The organism is Streptomyces sp. NPDC038213 (assembly GCF_055600495.1).
In genome coordinates this window covers 149,974-167,033 of record NZ_JBVJYM010000006.1, presented here as the reverse complement: position 1 = coordinate 167,033, position 17,060 = coordinate 149,974, and the positions used below count along the sequence as shown (strand labels likewise).

General features: G+C 75.6%; 13 protein-coding genes and 1 pseudogene. 9 read left to right on the top strand and 5 right to left on the bottom strand.

Annotated features, from left to right (window positions below; genetic code table 11):
* The 5 genes and pseudogenes from ACZ7JZ_RS12290 to ACZ7JZ_RS12270 all read left to right on the top strand — a co-directional run bounded on the left by ACZ7JZ_RS12290 (position 1) and on the right by ACZ7JZ_RS12270 (position 5,271).
* Positions 1 to 861, top strand: coding sequence for an Fpg/Nei family DNA glycosylase (locus tag ACZ7JZ_RS12290; protein ID WP_470936842.1), 861 nt, complete (start codon positions 1 to 3; stop codon positions 859 to 861).
* A gap of 18 nt (positions 862 to 879) precedes the next feature.
* Positions 880 to 1,695 carry a LytR/AlgR family response regulator transcription factor gene (locus ACZ7JZ_RS12285; protein ID WP_470936839.1) on the top strand — a complete coding sequence of 272 codons (816 nt, stop codon included), beginning with the start codon at positions 880 to 882 and terminating at the stop codon, positions 1,693 to 1,695.
* Positions 1,695 to 2,075 (top strand): annotated as a pseudogene (locus tag ACZ7JZ_RS12280) (hypothetical protein); the annotation flags it as partial. The gene ACZ7JZ_RS12285 and the pseudogene ACZ7JZ_RS12280, both read left to right, overlap by 1 nt.
* Before the next feature lie 140 nt (positions 2,076 to 2,215).
* Complete coding sequence (locus tag ACZ7JZ_RS12275; RefSeq protein WP_470936836.1) at positions 2,216 to 3,925, top strand: sodium/solute symporter; 1,710 nt, start codon at positions 2,216 to 2,218, stop codon at positions 3,923 to 3,925.
* A gap of 17 nt (positions 3,926 to 3,942) precedes the next feature.
* On the top strand, positions 3,943 to 5,271 hold the full coding sequence (locus ACZ7JZ_RS12270; RefSeq protein WP_470937428.1) for a histidine kinase: 1,329 nt from the start codon (positions 3,943 to 3,945) through the stop codon (positions 5,269 to 5,271).
* Here the strand turns inward: ACZ7JZ_RS12270 and ACZ7JZ_RS12265 are convergent.
* Positions 5,156 to 5,641, bottom strand: a complete 486-nt coding sequence (locus ACZ7JZ_RS12265) for a hypothetical protein (RefSeq protein WP_470937425.1) — start codon at positions 5,639 to 5,641, stop codon at positions 5,156 to 5,158. The two genes, ACZ7JZ_RS12270 and ACZ7JZ_RS12265, sit on opposite strands and share 116 nt — an antisense overlap.
* Before the next feature lie 227 nt (positions 5,642 to 5,868).
* On the bottom strand, positions 5,869 to 6,555 hold the full coding sequence (locus ACZ7JZ_RS12260) for a sigma-70 family RNA polymerase sigma factor (RefSeq protein WP_470936832.1): 687 nt from the start codon (positions 6,553 to 6,555) through the stop codon (positions 5,869 to 5,871).
* Positions 6,556 to 6,885: 330 nt separating this feature from the next.
* Here ACZ7JZ_RS12260 and ACZ7JZ_RS12255 point away from each other — a divergent pair, with 330 nt between their 5' ends.
* A complete protein-coding gene (locus tag ACZ7JZ_RS12255; RefSeq protein WP_470936829.1) occupies positions 6,886 to 8,121 on the top strand; it encodes a CapA family protein in 1,236 nt (411 codons plus the stop codon).
* 65 nt (positions 8,122 to 8,186) lie between these two features.
* Here the strand turns inward: ACZ7JZ_RS12255 and ACZ7JZ_RS12250 are convergent, their stop codons facing one another.
* Positions 8,187 to 9,647, bottom strand: coding sequence for a serine/threonine-protein kinase (locus ACZ7JZ_RS12250; RefSeq protein WP_470936826.1), 1,461 nt, complete (start codon positions 9,645 to 9,647; stop codon positions 8,187 to 8,189).
* A gap of 532 nt (positions 9,648 to 10,179) precedes the next feature.
* Between ACZ7JZ_RS12250 and lysX the strand changes: the two genes are divergently transcribed.
* Positions 10,180 to 13,566, top strand: a complete 3,387-nt coding sequence (gene lysX, locus ACZ7JZ_RS12245; RefSeq protein WP_470936823.1) for a bifunctional lysylphosphatidylglycerol synthetase/lysine--tRNA ligase LysX — start codon at positions 10,180 to 10,182, stop codon at positions 13,564 to 13,566.
* A 104-nt stretch (positions 13,567 to 13,670) separates the two neighbouring features.
* Positions 13,671 to 14,585, top strand: a complete 915-nt coding sequence (locus tag ACZ7JZ_RS12240) for a polysaccharide deacetylase family protein (RefSeq protein WP_470936820.1) — start codon at positions 13,671 to 13,673, stop codon at positions 14,583 to 14,585.
* Positions 14,586 to 14,666: 81 nt separating this feature from the next.
* Here the strand turns inward: ACZ7JZ_RS12240 and ACZ7JZ_RS12235 are convergent, their stop codons facing one another.
* A complete protein-coding gene (locus ACZ7JZ_RS12235) occupies positions 14,667 to 15,332 on the bottom strand; it encodes a class F sortase (RefSeq protein WP_470936817.1) in 666 nt (221 codons plus the stop codon).
* Between the two features lie 366 nt (positions 15,333 to 15,698).
* Between ACZ7JZ_RS12235 and ACZ7JZ_RS12230 the strand changes: the two genes are divergently transcribed.
* On the top strand, positions 15,699 to 16,226 hold the full coding sequence (locus ACZ7JZ_RS12230) for a hypothetical protein (protein WP_470936814.1): 528 nt from the start codon (positions 15,699 to 15,701) through the stop codon (positions 16,224 to 16,226).
* Between the two features lie 140 nt (positions 16,227 to 16,366).
* Here the strand turns inward: ACZ7JZ_RS12230 and ACZ7JZ_RS12225 are convergent, their stop codons facing one another.
* Complete coding sequence (locus ACZ7JZ_RS12225) at positions 16,367 to 16,909, bottom strand: hypothetical protein (RefSeq protein WP_470936811.1); 543 nt, start codon at positions 16,907 to 16,909, stop codon at positions 16,367 to 16,369.
* Positions 16,910 to 17,060 lie beyond the last annotated feature (151 nt).

Genomic DNA, 17,060 nt, shown 5'->3' with positions numbered 1-17,060 from the left:
ATGCCGGAGCTGCCGGAGGTCGAGGCCCTGAGGGGGTTCCTCGACGCGCACCTCGCCGGGCGGACCGTGGCGAAGGCCTGGCCGGTCGCCGTCAGCGTGCTCAAGACGTACGACCCCCCGCTCGACGCCCTCATCGGCCGCACCGCCGGCCGCGCCGCCCGGTACGGCAAGTTCCTGGCCGTGCCCTTCGGCGGCCTCCACCTTGTCACCCACCTCGCCCGCGCCGGCTGGCTGCGCTGGCAGGACGAGCTCCCCGGGCTGCCTCCCGCACCGGGCCGTGGCCCCCTCGCGCTGCGGATCGCCCTGGAGGGCGGCGGGGGCTTCGACCTCACCGAGGCCGGCACCCAGAAGCGCCTGGCGGTGTACGTGGTCACCGACCCGGCCGCCGTCCCCGGTATCGCCCGGCTCGGCCCCGACCCCCTCGCGGACGGCTTCGCGCAGGAGGACTTCGCCGCCCTCCTGGCCGCCGAGCGCCGGCAGGTCAAGGGGGTGCTGCGCGACCAGTCGGTCCTCGCGGGCATCGGCAACGCCTACAGCGACGAGATCCTCCACGCCGCCCGCCTGTCCCCGTACAAGCGCGCCGACCGGCTCGGCCCGGAGGAGGTGGAGCGGCTGTACGGGGCCGTCCGCACCACCCTCGCGGAGGCCGTGGAGCGCGCCCGCGGGCTGGACGCCGGACGGCTCAAGGCCGAGAAGAAGAGCGCGATGCGCGTGCACGGCCGTACCGGGCAGCCCTGCCCCGTGTGCGGGGACACCGTCCGCGAGGTGTCCTTCGCGGACTCCTCCCTCCAGTACTGCCCCACCTGTCAGACCGGCGGGAAACCGCTTGCCGACCGGCGGCTCTCCCGTCTGCTCAAATAGCCCCCTTACACTCCGGGGATGCTGCGAGCGCTGGCCGTCGACGACGAGGAACCCGCCCTGGCGGAGCTGCTGTACCTGCTGCGGGCCGACCCGCGGATCCGCAGTGCCGAGGGGGCGGGGGACGCCACCGGTGCGCTGCGGCGGATCGGGCGGGCGCTGGAGTCCGGCCCCGGCGGGGAGGACGGCGTCGACGTGGTCTTCCTCGACATCCACATGGCCGGGCTCACCGGGCTGGACGTGGCCCGGCTGCTCTCGGGCTTCGCGCACCCCCCGCACCTGGTGTTCGTCACCGCCCACGAGGGGTTCGCCGTCCAGGCCTTCGACCTCAAGGCCGTGGACTACGTGCTCAAGCCGGTCCGGCGGGAGCGGCTCGCGGAGGCGGTGCGGCGGGTCTGCGACCGGGTGGCCGCAGCGGGGGCGGCTGCGGCGGGCGGGGGAGCAGGCGCGGGGTCGGGAGAGCCCCCGGCCGGCGCGGAACCGCACCCCGAGCGGAGTCCCGCCCCCGGGGAGATAGCCGTCGAACTGGGCGGGGTCACCCGCTTCGTGCCCGTGGACGAGATCGCCTACGTCGAGGCGCAGGGGGACTACGCGCGGCTGCACACCGCCGGGGGCAGCCACCTGGTCCGCGCGGCCCTGTCCGCCCTGGAGGAGCGCTGGGCCGCCCGCGGGTTCGTCCGCATCCACCGCCGCCACCTGGTCGCCCTCGGCCGGATCGAGGAGCTGCGCGTAGACTCCGGGGTGACGACCGTACGCGTCGCCGGAGCCGAACTCGCCGTCAGCCGCCGCCACGCCCGCGAGCTGCGCGAGCTCCTCATGCGCCGGGCCCGCGGCTGATGGGCCCGGCCGACAGCCCGCCGCCCCGCCGCGAGACCGTCACCGGGGTGCCCCTGGCCCGCCGCCGCGCCGCCCCCGGGCACACCCCGGCCCGGTCCGAGATCACCGAGCAGACCAGCCTGGGGGCCACGTACGTACGGGCCCTGATGCGCAGTCAGCTGCGGGCCGCGCTCGGCACGCTGGCGCTCCTGGTGCTGCTCGTCGGCAGCCTGCCGCTGCTCTTCGCCCTCCCGCGCGGCGGCGGCCCGGGGCCCGCACCCGCCCCCCTGGTCTGGGCCTTCCTCGGACTCGGCGTCTACCCGGTCCTGTGGCTCCTGGCCCGCCGCTACGTACGCCGCGCGGAGCGCAACGAACGGGACTTCACCGGCCTGATAGCGGGCCCGGCCGAGGCGGCGGGGCAGCGGGGGCCGGTGGGGGAGAAGGGTTCAGTGGGGGAGAAGGGCCGGGTGTGGCGGCCGACGCCCGCGGTCCGACGGCCGGGCGGGTCGGGCGGGTCGCGCGGGCCCGGCGGAGCCGCCGGGTGAACCCCGCCTACGCCGTCCCCGCCGTGGCCGCGGTCGTGCTCGGGACCCTCCTGCTCGGCTCGCTCGGCCTGCGGATCTCCCGGACCACCTCCGACTTCTACGTGGCCTCCCGGACCGTCGGCCCCGGGCTCAACGCCGCCGCCATCAGCGGGGAGTACCTCTCCGCCGCCTCCTTCCTCGGCATCGCCGGACTCGTCCTCCTCCAGGGCCCCGAGATGCTCTGGTACCCCGTCGGCTACGCCGCCGGGTACCTCGTGCTGCTCGTCCTCGTCGCCGCCCCGCTGCGCCGCTCCGGGGCCTACACCCTCTCCGACTTCGCCGAGGCCCGGCTCGAATCGGCTGCCGTGCGCCGCCTCGCCGGACTGTTCGTCGTCGGCATCGGCTGGCTGTACCTGCTGCCCCAGCTCCAGGGCGCCGGGCTGACCCTGCGGATCCTGACCGGGGCACCCGACTGGACGGGCGCGCTGGTCGTGGGCCTCGTCGTGACCGGGGCCGTGGCCGCGGGCGGGATGCGCAGCATCACCTTCGTCCAGGCCTTCCAGTACTGGCTGAAGCTCACCGCCCTGCTCGTCCCCGCCCTCTTCCTCGCGGCCGCCTGGCTCGGCGACGGCGCCCCGCGCGCCGCCTTCGCCGAACCGCCCGCCTTCCGCTCCCACACGGCCGTCCGCATCCCCGAGACCGTGGACGTCCGGATCGACGCGCCCCTGCGCGTCACCGCCACCGGCCGCGTGGACGGCCGCGCCCACCACGGGCAGCCGCTCACCCTCGCCCCCGGCACCCACCGCTTCGAGGCCGGCACCTCGCTCCGCTTCCCCGCCGGGGCGCGCGTGCCCGAGCGGGCCGCCCCCGCGGGCGACGGGGACTCCCGCCGCTCCCCGCCGCTGTCCGGCAGCCGCGAGGAGCACCCGCTGTACGCCACGTACGGCCTGATCCTCGCCACCTTCCTCGGCACCATGGGCCTCCCGCACGTCGCCGTCCGCTTCTACACCAGCCCCGACGGCACCGCCGCCCGCCGCACCACCCTCGCCGTACTCGCCCTCGTCGGCGCCTTCTACCTGCTGCCGCCGCTGTACGGCACCCTGGGCCGGATCTACGCCCCCGAACTGGCCCTCACCGGCACCGCCGACGCCGCCGTGCTCGTCCTCCCGGAGCGGATGCTCGGCGGGACCGCGGGCGACCTGCTCGGCGCCCTGCTCGCGGGCGGGGCCTTCGCGGCCTTCCTGTCCACCGCCTCCGGCGTGGCCATGGCCGTGGCCGGGGTGCTCTGCCAGGACGTGCTGCCCGCGCGCGGGGTCCGCGCCTTCCGGCTGGCGACCGTGCCCGCGATGGCCGTGCCGCTGGCCGTCAGCCTGTTCGCGCCCCGCGTGCCCGTGGCCGACGCGGTCGGCCTCGCCTTCGCCGTCTCCGCCTCCTCCTTCTGCCCCCTGCTGGTCCTCGGCATCTGGTGGCGCGGGCTCACCGCGCCCGGCGCCGCCTGCGGGCTGCTCGTCGGCGGCGGCTCCGCCCTCGGTGCGGTCCTGGCCACCCGCGCAGGGCTGCCCGGCGGCGGCTGGTCCCACACCCTGCTGGCCTGGCCCGCCGTATGGTCGGTCCCCCTCGGCTTCCTCACCATGGCCGCGGTCTCGCTCGCCACCCGGCACCGGATCCCGGCCGGCACCGCCGCCACCCTCACCCGCCTCCACCTCCCGGAGCAGCTGCGGACATGAGCGCACTCACCGACCTGCTGGCCGGCCAGGCCCCGGCCGTCCTCGCCGTCTGCGGCGGGGCCCTGCTCGGCGCCGGGGTGCTGCTGGGCCGCTGGTGGGGCGCCCGCCGCGGCGACCCCTCCGACCTCGACCTCGGCACCCCCGTGGAGCGGGCCACCTTCCACACCCTGCACACCGCCTCCCTCGCCGCCCCGCCGCTGCGCGCCGGACTCACCGCGGACACCGCCCGGCGGGCGGTGCGCGGGCTGCGCCCGCTGCTGGGCACCGAGGCGCTGTGCCTCACCGACCGCGGGGGCGTGCTCGCCTGGGACGGGCCGGGCAGCGGGCACCACGCGCACCGGGTCATGGCCCGGGTGGGCCGGCTGCTGGACTCCGGGCGCAGCCAGAGCTTCCGCACCGGCTGCGAGCGGCCCGGCTGCGAGCTCAAATGGGCCGTGATCGCCCCGCTCACCGGGGAGGAGGGGGTGCTCGGCGCCCTGGTCGCCTACGGTTCGCGGGAGTCGGCGGTGCTGGTGCGGGCCGCCACCGAGGTGGCGCGCTGGGTGTCCGTACAGCTCGAACTCGCCGAGCTGGACGAGTCGCGGACCCGGCTGATCGAGGCGGAGATCCGGGCCCTGCGGGCGCAGATCTCCCCGCATTTCGTCTTCAATTCGCTCGCCGCCATCGCCTCGTTCGTCCGCACCGATCCGGAGCGGGCCCGGGAACTGCTACTGGAGTTCGCCGACTTCACCCGCTACTCCTTCCGCGAGCGCGGGGAGTTCACCCGCCTCGCCGACGAACTGCGCTCCATCGAGCAGTACTTGGCGCTGGCGGGGGCGCGGTTCGGGGAGCGGCTGAAGGTGACCCTCCAGGTGGCCCCGGAGGTGCTGCCCGTCGCCCTGCCGTTCCTGTGCCTCCAGCCGCTCGTGGAGAACGCCGTCAAGCACGGCCTGGAGGACTCGGCGGGGGGCTGCCGGATCACGATCGCGGCCCGCGACGAGGGCGCGGAGGCCGTGGTGAGCATCGAGGACAACGGGGTCGGCACCGACCCGGCGGCCCTGCGGGCCCTGCTGGCGGGTCAGGGTCCGGCCGCATCGGGGATCGGCCTGCGCAATGTGGACGAGCGGCTGCGCCAGGCCTACGGGGACGCGTACGGGCTCGTGATCGAGACCGCGGTGGGGGCGGGGATGAAGGTCACCGTGCGCGTGCCCAAGTACCGGGCCGGAGTGCATCCGGAGCCCGGCGGGGGGATCAGAACAGGTGCATCGCCAGATGTCCCAGGGGCAGCCCCAGCTGCCAGGCCGGCGTCCACACCCGGGAGTTCTCGTCCACCGCGGGCGGCGCCCCCTCCTCCTGCGGACCGGTGATCCTGCCGGGCTCCAGGCGGGTGGCGAACAGCTCGGTGCCGTCCAGCCAGCGCCAGGCCGCCCGGGCCAGTTCCAGGTCCCCGGCCGCGTCCGGGTCGCCTCCGCCGCCCGACTCCCGCTCCGCCTCGCCCAGTTCGAGGAACCGGGTGTGCACCCAGTCCCGCCAGGGGTGCCCGTACGCCGTGAGGCACAGCCACTCGTCCAGCTGCGAGACCACCCGGATGCCGGAGAGCTCGCCCGCCGCGTCCGACAGGTAGATCGTCAGGGCCAGGGTGTCCCGCCCCGCCCGGAACTCCAGGGTGCCGGCCGGGATCAGCCGCCCCGTGCGCAGCAGTTCGTCCGCGATGTACTCGGCGTACAGCCACGCCATGGGCACCGCCAGCCCTCCGCCGCTGGTGCCGTTCGTCCCCTCGGGATGCACCGTGCCACCCTCTCCCCGCGCTCCGTGTGTCCGGCCGTCGTGGACGAGCCTTCACGGCGCGGCGCGCCGGGCGGGGGCCGTTTACTCAACTTGGACGGTCTGATGGCGCATTCGATGCGTCGGACGGTCGGAAACGGTGCGAATGCGGACGGTTCCGGTCAGCCGAACGGCGCAGGCTACGAACGCCCGTAGCCGGGGAGGCCCTGCCGCAGCGCGCGCAGGGCGTAGTACGTACGCGACTTGACCGTGCCGGCCGGGATGCCGAGCTCGCGGGCCGCCTCGCTCACCGAGCGGTCGCGGAAGTACACCTCGACGAGCACGTCCCGGTGCTCGCGGCCCAGGGAGCCGACGGCCCGGCGCACGTCGAGGGCGGTGACCGCGCCCGCAGCCGGGTCGGCGGCCGGGTCCGCGGCGGCGGGGGCCAGGTCCAGGGCCTCGGCGTCCACCTCCCGGGGTCGGGCGAGCCGGGCCCGCCGCGCGTCGATGGCCAGCCGGCGGCCGACGGTGAACAGCCAGGGGCGCATGGAGGCGTGGCCGCTGTCCCAGACCTCCGGGTGCTGCCAGGCCCGTACCAGGGTCTCCTGCACCAGGTCCTCGGCGCGCTGCGCGTCCCCGTCGGCGAGTCCGAGCAGGAATCCGAACAGGGCCCGGCCGTGCTCCCGCTGGAGGGAGGCGAGGGCTGCCGCGTCGGACCGCCCCGATCGCTGGGACCGGTCTGAGGGCTCCGAGCGCTCTGACCCCTCCGGCCGTCCCGGCTGTTCTGTCCGCTCCGGCCGTCCCGCCGGCTCCGTTCGTGGCGCTCGTTCCGCTCGTTCTGTGCGTTCCGTTCGTTCCGTTCGTCCGAGGACCGTGCACGTGCTCACCGGTGGCTCCCTCCGCGGGCCCGCAGCCGCCGGGCCTGCCCCGGCGCACCCACCCTGACCTGCGGCCGGTCGGGCGGGAACCGTCCGGTACGGGCCGCGCCCCCGAGCGGCTGCGGGGGTCCGGCGGACGGGCGGGGGCCGCGGTGAGCGGTCGATCGGTGCGCCGAACGGTCGGGGAGGGGCGGCGGGAGGGGCTGGGCGGGGGCGGGGCTCCGTACGGGTCGGATCCGGCGGTGCGGACGGGACGGCTCCTTGACTTTCCGCTTCTCCGTAGATGGATTCATCTGGACTGTGAAGATCGGATAGTCCTACTAACGGGGAGTCGGGCAGATGACCGGACCGAACCGGCTGACCACACGTCGCGCACGCCGCGGCGGACCACCGCCCGCGGTGGTCCTCGCGGCCCTCGCCGCTGTCCTGGCCGCCGCCGCGGCGGGCTGCAGCGGCGCCGGGCAGGCCCCCGCCCGGCTGGCCGAACCCCCCGGCGGGCAGCGCCCCCCGGCCGCCGCGGGATCGGCGGCGGCCCGCGGGTTCACCCTGGTCGCCAGCGGGGACGTCCTCCCGCACGACTCCGTCATCCGCAGGGCCGCGGCGGACGCGGACGGCGACGGCTACGACTTCAAGCCGATGTTCGCCGCGGTCCGGCCGGTGGTCTCGGCGGCGGACCTGGCCCTGTGCCACATGGAGACGGTCTACGGGAAGGACGGCGGCCCCTTCACCGGCTACCCGGCCTTCACGTCCCCGCCCCAGATCGCCGAGGCCCTCAAGGCCACCGGCTACGACGGCTGCTCCACCGCCTCGAACCACACCCTGGACGACGGCGCCGAGGGCCTCGCCCGCACCCTCGACGCCTTCGACCGGGCCGGCCTCGGACACGCGGGCTCCGCCCGGACCGCCGAGGAGGCCGCCCGGGTGCGCCTGTACACCGCGGGCAGCGCCAAGGTCGCCCACCTGGCCTACACGTACGACACCAACGGCTACCCGATGCCGGAGGGCCGCCCCTGGGCCGTCAACCTGATGGAGGAGAAGGAGATCCTCGCCGACGCGCGCGCCGCCCGGAAGGCCGGTGCCGACGTGGTCCTCGTCAGTCTTCACTGGGGCACGGAGTGGCAGACGGAGGCCGACGGCACCCAGGTGGCCCTGGGCCGCTCCCTGACCGCCGCGAAGACGGGCGGCCGCCCCGACATCGACATGATCCTGGGCACCCACGCCCACGTCCCGCAGGCCTACGAGAAGGTCAACGGCTCGTGGATCGTCTACGGGATGGGCGACCAGATCTCCGGCCGCATGGTCAACCACTCCGGATCCTTCGACCCGCGCGGCAACCAGGGCTCCCTGGCCCGCTTCCGCTTCGAGCCGCCCGCCGCGGCGGGGGCGCGGTGGCGGGTGGTGAAGGCGGAGTTCGTCCCGCAGCTGATGGACACCGATGCGGGCCGCCTGGTCCACCTGCCGGCCGCCCTGGCCGAGTCCCCGGACCGCACGGACTACCGCGAGGCCCGCGCGTCGATCCGCGGGGCGGTCCTGGGGCGCGGGGCGGCCGCGGACGGCCTGACGGAGGGGCGGTGACCGGCGCCCGATGACCGGGCGGCTGGCCGGGTGACTGCCCGGGGCGGGCCGCAGGAAATGACGGCCTACCGCTGCCGGAGGCGGTTCAGCCCCGCACAGGCGGCGAGGGGCAGGGTCCACCCGAACGCGGCAGCCGCACCGGACGCGAACCCCTGCCCGACCCCGGACAGGGCGATCGCACCACCGGCCGCGACGGCGACGCACAGCAGCGCCGTGAAGCAGGCGAACCTGAAGCTCATGCGGGACGGGTTCCCGGGCACGGGTGTGAACGTCACGCCCGGCCGGTCCGCGCGTGACGGCGCGGCCCACACGCGCATCCGGCGGGGGTGCCGAGGCGGTGGCCCGGCCACGCGAGGCGGCGCGGCCGTCGGCTGACCGGGCGCCGGGTCGGGCCCCTTCGGCCCGTCCGCGGGTGGCGGCGCGGCCCCGGCCTCCCGTTCGGCGGGTGCGCTCCCCCCGGACGGGACCGGGTCCCGGAGGGTACGGCGCGCGGGGGCGGAGGACTCGGTCGACGGCAGGCCGCCGGGAACCCGGTCTCCGCCGGTGCGGCCGGGGCGTGGATAGGCCCTTGTAGGCGGTAGCGGATCGGCCTGCGTGGGCGGTACCGACTCGGACGGAACACGCGGTACCGGATCGGGGCCGGGTGTCCGGCCGTCCCCGGGGAGGGCCGCCGCCCCGTGGCCGCGGCGCGGCACGGGGACCGCATCCGCCCAGCCGTCGCGCAGGTGCAGCGCCGCTACGAGGCGGTCGGCAGACGGGCGCCGGGCGGGATCCCTCGCCAGGCAGGCCGCGACCACCGGGCGCAGCCGGGCCGGCACCCCGTCGAGGCGGGGGCGCTCGCGGTGCACCCGTTTGCGGAGCTCGTCCATCTCGCCGTAGCCGAAGGGCGGGTGGCCGCAGGCCGCGAACACCAGCAGCCCGCCCAGCCCCCACACATCCGTCGCGGGCTCGACAGCACGGGCCTCGAGCTGCTCCGGCGCCATGTACGGGACGGAGCCCATCCGGGCGTCGGCCTCAGTGATCGAAGACCGGTCGAGGGGTTTGACCAGGCCGAAGTCGATCAGCAGGGCCGGGTCGGCCATCAGCACATTGCTCGGTTTGATGTCCCGGTGCACCAGGCGTCGCCGATGGATGTACACCAGTACCTCGGCCAGGTCGGCCCCCAGCCGGTACAGCCGGTCCTCCTCGAGGACACCGCCACCGTCGGCAGCTCGGCCGTGTACGAGGGCGCCCAGCGTCGGAGCGCTCTCGTACCTCGTGGCCAGCCAGGGCACGGGTGCCTCCGGCTCCGCGGCGAGGAAAGGGACGATGCTGCGGCCGCGGAGCTGCTTCGAGGTGTCCACCTCTCGGAGGAAGCGCTTGCGGAGCTTCTCGTTGTCGAGGTGCTCGGGAAGGAGGAACTTGACGGCTGCCGGTTCGCCGGCATCGGTCTCGCCCAGGTAGACGCCGCCCATGCCGCCGACGCCCAGTTCGCGGATCAGCCTGTACGGGCCTGCGCGGTCCGGGATGCCGTTCCGCCACGTCACGATGCCCACCCCCGATCGGGGGCCTCCCCAGGCCCCGATGCCCTCCCACTTCCCCGCCCGGGCCCGGGGCAACCGGCCCATCCGCTGCGCGGAGCCCTTCCCCCACCCCGTCCCTGCCCGAAGCGGGGGCTCCGCCCCCGCGCCCCCGCGCCTCAAGCTCCCCCGGACTTCGTCCGGGGGGGGACCCCCTGGCGGGGCTGGGAATGGCTGGGGCCGGCGGGTCGGGTGCGGGGTGTCGGGTGGTGTGGCTGCCGGCCCGGTGGGTCCCCGCCCGGGGCCCGAATCTCCCGGGTCCAAGGCCTCGGCCGGGCACCACGGCGGATTGGATTGCGATGCTGCACTTTTCCGGCTCAGGGGAGCGAATCCCAGCCCGCGCGGCGTTTGAGCGCGCCGGGCGCGGAGCGCACGGAAACGGGGTCCGGGGCGGAGTCCCGGGATCGGGGAGGGGCGGGGTGGGGAACAAGCCCCGCGCAGCGGAGGAGGCCCGGGTTCCGGCGCGCGCCGTGGCGTGGTGCTCCTTAGAGTGCCAAGCATGAGCGTGCGTGCGAGCGGGACGCGGGATCCGGGGGTCGACGGCGGGCGCGGCGGCGGCGCGCGGGGGGCGGCCGCGCAGGCCGGGGGCGGCACGGGCGGCGGAGGCGGCACCGCCCCCGGTGCGCGGAAACGTTTCCTCAACCGCGTCCCCGACGCCTTCGGCGCCTTCTTCGGCGCCCTCGGCCTGCTCTGCGCCCTCCTCGCGCTCTCACCCGGCCTGCGCCGCCTCCTGCGCCCCGTCGTCCGCTTCCTCGACGACTTCGTCGTCCCGGTCAGCGGGAACCTCGCCTACGCCGTCTTCCTCTTCCTCCTCGCGGCCGCGCTCGGCGCCCGCAAGAAGGTCGCCTGGTGGATCGTCGTCGCGTACCTGACCCTGCTGGTCCTCGTGGACGTGGTCTTCTTCACGGACGGGGACTACGTCGTCTCGGCCTGCTCGTTCGCCATCGCCGTGGCCGCCATGGCGGTGCTCGTCGCGGCCCGCGGGGAGTTCGACGCCGCCTCCCGGCCGGGGGCCTTCTGGCGGGCGCTGCTGGTGCTCGGGCTCGGGCTGCTGGCCGCCGTACTCGTCGGCTGGGGGCTCGTCGCGATCTGGCCCGGCACCCTGCCCCGCGGGCAGTGGCTCGACTGGTCGGCGAAGCAGGTCTTCGGCGGGCTCTTCTCCGCCCGGCAGTTCGACGGCCGCCCGCCCCGGCCCCTGTACTTCCTGCTCGGCCTCTTCGGCGCCCTCGCCCTCCTCAACGCCGCCGCCACCCTCTTCCGCTCCCAGCGCCTGACGGCCGCCCTGCACGGGGACGAGGAGGCCCGGATCCGCGCCCTCCTCGGGGCGTACGGGCGCAACGACTCCCTGGGCTACTTCGCGACCCGCCGCGACAAGGCCGTGGTGTTCGCGCCGAACGGCAAGGCGGCCGTGACGTACCGCGTGGAGGCCGGGGTCTGCCTGGCCAGCGGGGACCCGGTGGGCGACCCGGGGGCCTGGACCCCGGCCGTGGACGCCTGGCTCGACGTGGCCCGCACCTACGGCTGGGCGCCCGCCGTGATGGGCGCCTCCGAGGAGGGGGCCACGGCCTACGCCCGCTCCGGGCTCGGCGCCCTCCAGCTGGGCGACGAGGCGATCCTGCACGTGGCGCAGTTCGACCTCGACGGCCGCGACATGCGGGTCACCCGGCAGGCCGTCAACCGCGTCAAGCGGGCCGGCTGCACCACCCGCATCCGGCGCCACTCCGCCCTCACCGATGAGGAGATGAACCGCATCATCGACCGCGCCGACACCTGGCGCGACACCGAGACCGAGCGCGGCTTCTCCATGGCCCTCGACCGGCTCGGCGACCCCGCCGACGGGGACTGCCTGCTCGTCGAGGCCTTCGACACCGACGGGAACCTGATCGCCCTGCTGTCCTTCGTCCCCTGGGGCAGGGACGGCATCTCCCTCGACCTGATGCGCCGCGACCGCAGGGCGCCCAACGGGGTCGTGGAGTTCATGGTCGCCGACCTGTGCGCCGCCGCCCCCCGGCTCGGCATCCGGCGGGTCTCCCTGAACTTCGCCGTCTTCCGCTCCGTCTTCGAGGAGGGCGCCCGCATCGGCGCCGGACCGGTGCTGCGGCTGTGGCGCAGGCTGCTGCTGTTCTTCTCCCGCTGGTGGCAGCTGGAGGCCCTCTACCGCTCCAACGTGAAGTACGGGCCCGAGTGGTACCCCCGGATGCTCTGCTACGGGGACGCCGGCTCCCTGGCCCGGATCAGCCTCGCCAGCGGGATCGCGGAGGGCTTCGTCTCCGTACCGAGCCTGCGCAAGCTCTGGGGCAAGGGGCACCCCTCCGGGGTCACCGCGCCCGCCACCACCGCGGGCCTGCCGCCCATCGACCAGCTCGGCCTGGCCGCGGAGGGCGGGGAGGAGGCCGCCGGGGACGCCGCCGCCGGACTCCCCGAGCAGGTCCGCGTCCGCCACCGCAAACTCGACCGGCTGCGGGCCGCGGGCACCGACCCGTACCCCGTCGGCATCCCCCCGCGCACCCACACCCTCGCCGAACTGCGCCGTACGCACTCCGGGCCCGCGGCCGGCGGGGAGGTGACCGTCGCCGGCCGGGTGATGGTCGTGCGCGACCTCGGCGGGGTGGTCTTCGCCGTCCTGCGCGACTGGTCCGGGGACTTCCAGCTGATGCTGACCCGGGACGGCTCCGGACCGCAGGCCCTCGCCTCCTTCACCTCCGACGTGGACTTCGGCGACCACGTGGTCGCCACCGGCGCGGTCACCGCGAGCCGCAGCGGCGAGCCCTCCGTCCTCGTCCGCTCCTGGCAGCTCACCGGCAAGTGCCTGCGCCCGCTGCCCGACAAGCGCAAGGGCCTGTCCGACCCCGAGGCCCGGGTCCGCCGCCGCTACCTCGACCTGGTGGCCAGCCCGGAGGCCCGCGACGTGGTCAGGGCCCGGTCCGCCGCCGTCCAGGCGCTGCGCCAGGGGCTGCTGGACCGCGGCTACCTGGAGGTCGAGACCCCGATGCTCCAGCAGATCCACGGCGGCGCCAACGCCCGCCCCTTCACCACCCACATCAACGCCTACGACCTCGACCTCTACCTGCGCATCGCCCCCGAGCTGTACCTCAAGCGGCTCTGCGTGGGCGGCATGGAGAAGGTCTTCGAGATGGGCCGCACCTTCCGCAACGAAGGCGTCTCGTACAAGCACAACCCGGAGTTCACGATGCTGGAGGCCTACCAGGCCTTCGCGGACTACGACGTCATGCTCGACCTGACCCGCGAGCTGATCCAGGGCGCCGCCACCGCCGCCTTCGGCTCGCCCGTCGCCCACAAGGCGGGCCCGGACGGAAAGCTCGCCGTCCACGACATCTCGGGACCCTGGCCGGTGAAGACCCTGTACGGGGCCGTGAGCGAGGCCCTCGGCGAGGAGGTGGACGCCGACACCGGGGAGCACGTCCTGCGCAGGCTCTGCGACCGCGCCGGGGTCCCCCACACCCCCGAGGACACCCGCGGCGACGTCGTCCTCGAAATGTACGAGCGGCTCGTGGAGGAGCGCACCCAGCTGCCCACCTTCTACAAGGACTTCCCCACGGACGTCTCCCCGCTCACCCGCCAGCACCGCCGCGACCCCCGCCTCGCCGAGCGCTGGGACCTCGTCGCCTTCGGCACCGAACTGGGCACCGCCTACTCCGAGCTCACCGACCCCGTCGAGCAGCGCCGCCGCCTCACCGCCCAGTCCCTGCTCGCCGCGGGCGGCGACCCCGAGGCCATGGAGATCGACGAGGACTTCCTCGACGCCCTCGAATACGCCATGCCGCCCACCGGCGGACTGGGCATCGGGGTCGACCGGCTCGTCATGTTCCTGACGGGGCTGACGATCCGCGAGACGCTGCCGTTCCCCCTGGTGCGCCGCCACTGAGCCGTCCGCCCCGCTGATCCCAACGGGTGCATTCCAAGGCCGCCCGGGGGGCTTGACCAGTGTCGATGTCCGCTCCACGCTGTCGGGCGTGCGAGCTGTTGGTAATGAAATCTGAAGAGCCTACTCCGGGGCGCCGGGTGCTGCTGCGCCGCGCCACCGCGTTCCTCGGAGCCGCCGCGGCCGCCGGGCTGCTCGCCGGGGGAGAGGCCCTCACCCCCGGCCCGCCCGGACCCGCGCCGACCGGGCCCGCCGGTGCGGCCGGCCCCCGCGGGCACGGAGCGGGGACCCCGGCCTTCCCGCCGCCCGCCGCCGGCCCCCCGCAGGCCGCCCGCCCCCGACTGCCCTCCAGCTACCGGCTCCGCCCGATGTACGACGAGCTGCCGCCCCGCAGCCTCCCCGCCCGGCCGCCCGTCCGCACCCGGCCGCTGCTCGGCGTCCCGCCCGGCGACCGCGACATGGTCCTCACCTTCGACGACGGCCCCGACCCCCGCTACACCCCGGGCATCCTCGACACCCTCGCCCGGTACCGCGTCCGCGCCCTGTTCTTCGTCTGCGGGGAGATGGCCGCCGAACACCGCGCGCTGGTCCGCCGGATGGCCGACGAGGGCCACGTCATCGGCAACCACACCTGGAGCCACCCGCTCATCCCCAAGCTGAGCCGGCCCGGCATCGCCCGCGAGATCGGCCGCACCAGCGAGACCGTCGAGCGGATCACCGGCAGCGCCCCTGCGTGGTTCCGCGCCCCGTACGGGGCCTGGAACCGCGCCGCGTTCGAGATCGGCGCGGAACTGGGCATGGAACCCCTGGCCTGGACCGTCGACACCCTCGACTGGCAGGAGCCCGGCACCGACGCCATCGTCCGCCGCGTCCTGCGCGGCGCCGCGCCCGGCGTGGTCGTCCTCTCGCACGACGCCGGGGGCGACCGCACCCAGAGCGTCGCCGCCCTGCGCAGCTACCTGCCCCGGCTGCTGGACCGCGGCTACCGGATGACCCTGCCGGAGCTGCCGCCCCGCCGGTAGCGGCCCGGCGTACGGGCACGGGTGCGCCCCGGTGCGACGGACTCCCGCCGCACCGGGGCGCACCCCGCAACTCCCCTGCCGCTAGCGGGTCTCCACCATGCGGGCGAAGACGACCACGTTTCCGTCGTACCCCTTCGCCTTGGTGTAGCCGCCGCCGCAGGTGATCACCCGCAGCTCCGGGTGGCCCGTGTCCCCGTAGACCCGGGGTCCGGGGAAGTCGTCCTTCGAGAAGACCTCGACCCCGTACACCTCGAAGACCGCGGTGCGCCCGTCGTAGCGCGACACCTCGACGCGGTCGCCCTTGCGGATGGAGCCGAGGCCGAAGAAGACGGCGGGTCCGCGCTGGTTGTCCACGTGCCCCACGACCACCGCCGAACCGCGCTGGCCCGGGGCGATGCCGTTCAGGTACCAGCCGGCGAGGTTGGGGTCCTGGGGCGGCGGGGCGTCGATCCAGCCCTCCGCGTCCAGCCCCACGGCCATGACGGGGGCGTCCACGTTGAGGGTGGGGATCCTGATGCGGTCGACCGTCGAGTGCTCGAGCACCTCCATGCCGGCGGGCGGGGTGGGCGCAGCCGTGGCGAGCGTCTGCGGGTGGACTCCGACCGCGGCGGCCGCGGCGGGCTGGGGCGGACCGGTCTCCGTGTCCGCACCGTTCCTGATCATGGCGAGGCCGGTGAGCATGACCAGCGCCAGCACTCCCCAGGGGGAGCGCCGCCTCGGCTGCTGCTCGGTCTCGTCCCCGGTCATGGCTCTCCCTTCCCGACGCGGGGTCCCATCCCGCGTTCTGTGCCCCCTCCTCCAGGCAACGTAGGGCCGGGCCGCGGCGGCGGCGACCGGGGCGGGGCGAACGAGTGGCGGGGGAGCGCGGCGGACCGGACGGGGGCGGGGAGGGATGCAGCCATCCGAGTAAACATCACACAAATCCCCTGACGGCCCGTGACCTGCACAACCGTCAGATCCGCTCGGCGTGTCGCCTCAGCCTTGCGGCCCAAGGCCCCGTCCCGTCCGGAATGCGGGCGCCGCAGCGGTCCCTGATGGTTCGTCATGGGAGGCGTACTCGTCGATCATCCCGTGGCCACTGCCCCGGGGCGCCTTTCCGCAGGAGGTTCCACCATGCGTGCTGCACGCCTTCTCCCGGTGACCGCCGTCGCGTTCGCCGCCCTTGCCGTAGCGGCCCCCCTTGCCAGTGCGGGCGGCTCGCCCGGCGGCGGCAACGGCGGCGGCGGAAACGGCGGCGGTGACGGCCACCACGTCCCGCGCGACATCACCGTCAACCCGCTCAGCGTGCACCAGGGGGCCCGGATGGACGTCAGCGCCACCGGCTGCCGCGAGGGCGGGACCGTCTCCTCGCGCGGCAACTTCCGGGACACCCCGCTCTCCTCGGGCCGCATCGGCTTCGCGACGGTCCGCATCTTCGACGACGCCACCCCGGGCACCCACACGCTGACCGTCCGCTGCCACGGCAGCAACGGCACCGGCACCCACGAGTTCCGGGTGCTGCGCGGCAACGGCGCCCAGGGCGGTATCGGCGGCTCCTTCGGCCCGACCACCGCCGAGACCGCCATCGGCGCGGGCCTCGTGGGCACGGCCGCACTCGGCGCCGGCGTGTACGTCATGCGCCGCCGCCGCGCCGGGGTCTGAGCGCTCCCCGGGCGCAGCCGCCCGGGGAGCACCACGGGCCGGCCGGGGGCCGGCCGCACAGCCCGGAGCCCCGGGTCCCCCTCGGGGACCCGGGGCTCCGGGCTGGATCGTCTCCTGCCGGTCCCCGCGGGGCCGCGGCGTCAGTGCAGCCGGGAGGCGACCTTGCGGCGCAGGACGAAGGTGGTCCCGGCGGCCGCCGCGAGGAAGAGCGCGGCTCCGCCGGCGATCTCCAGCGGGTTCGCCCCCGCCACGCTGCCGCCCAGTCCGCCGCGGACCCCGGCCACCGTGGTGGAGCTGGTCGTGGGCGTGCTGGAGGTGGCGATCGTCAGGTCGGCCGAACCGGTCTCCGCGCTGCACGTGAACGAGACGGAGTAGCGGGCGCCGGGGCGGGCGTCGCGGTCCACGGTCACGCGGACGGGCTGTCCCTTGGGGATGCTGACGGTGTCGAAGACCCCGGAGGAGGCGGTGGCGTAGGAGGCGTCGCAGCCGGTGACGGTGAGGGTCACCTGGCCGCCGGCCCGCACCGTCGAGGGGGTGATGGCGAAGCCGAACGAGGTGATGGGCTGGGCCGCGGAGCCGCTGCCGCTGCCGGTGCCGGCCGCGGCGGCGGGCGCCGCGAAGGCCAGCACCGCGGCGGCGGAGCCCGCGGCGAGAAGAGTGGAAGCGGTGCGTATCGCACGCATGATGAATCCTCCGGGTCCCCGAGGAGCAGCTGCGGAAACCGGTTCCACATGTGGGGGGAGTGCACCTCGATGCCCGCCACGCTAGGTGGCGGGCCGGTGACCCGCGATCAGGGTCAGGCGAACGGGGGACCGGTGTGCTCCGTGTGGGGGA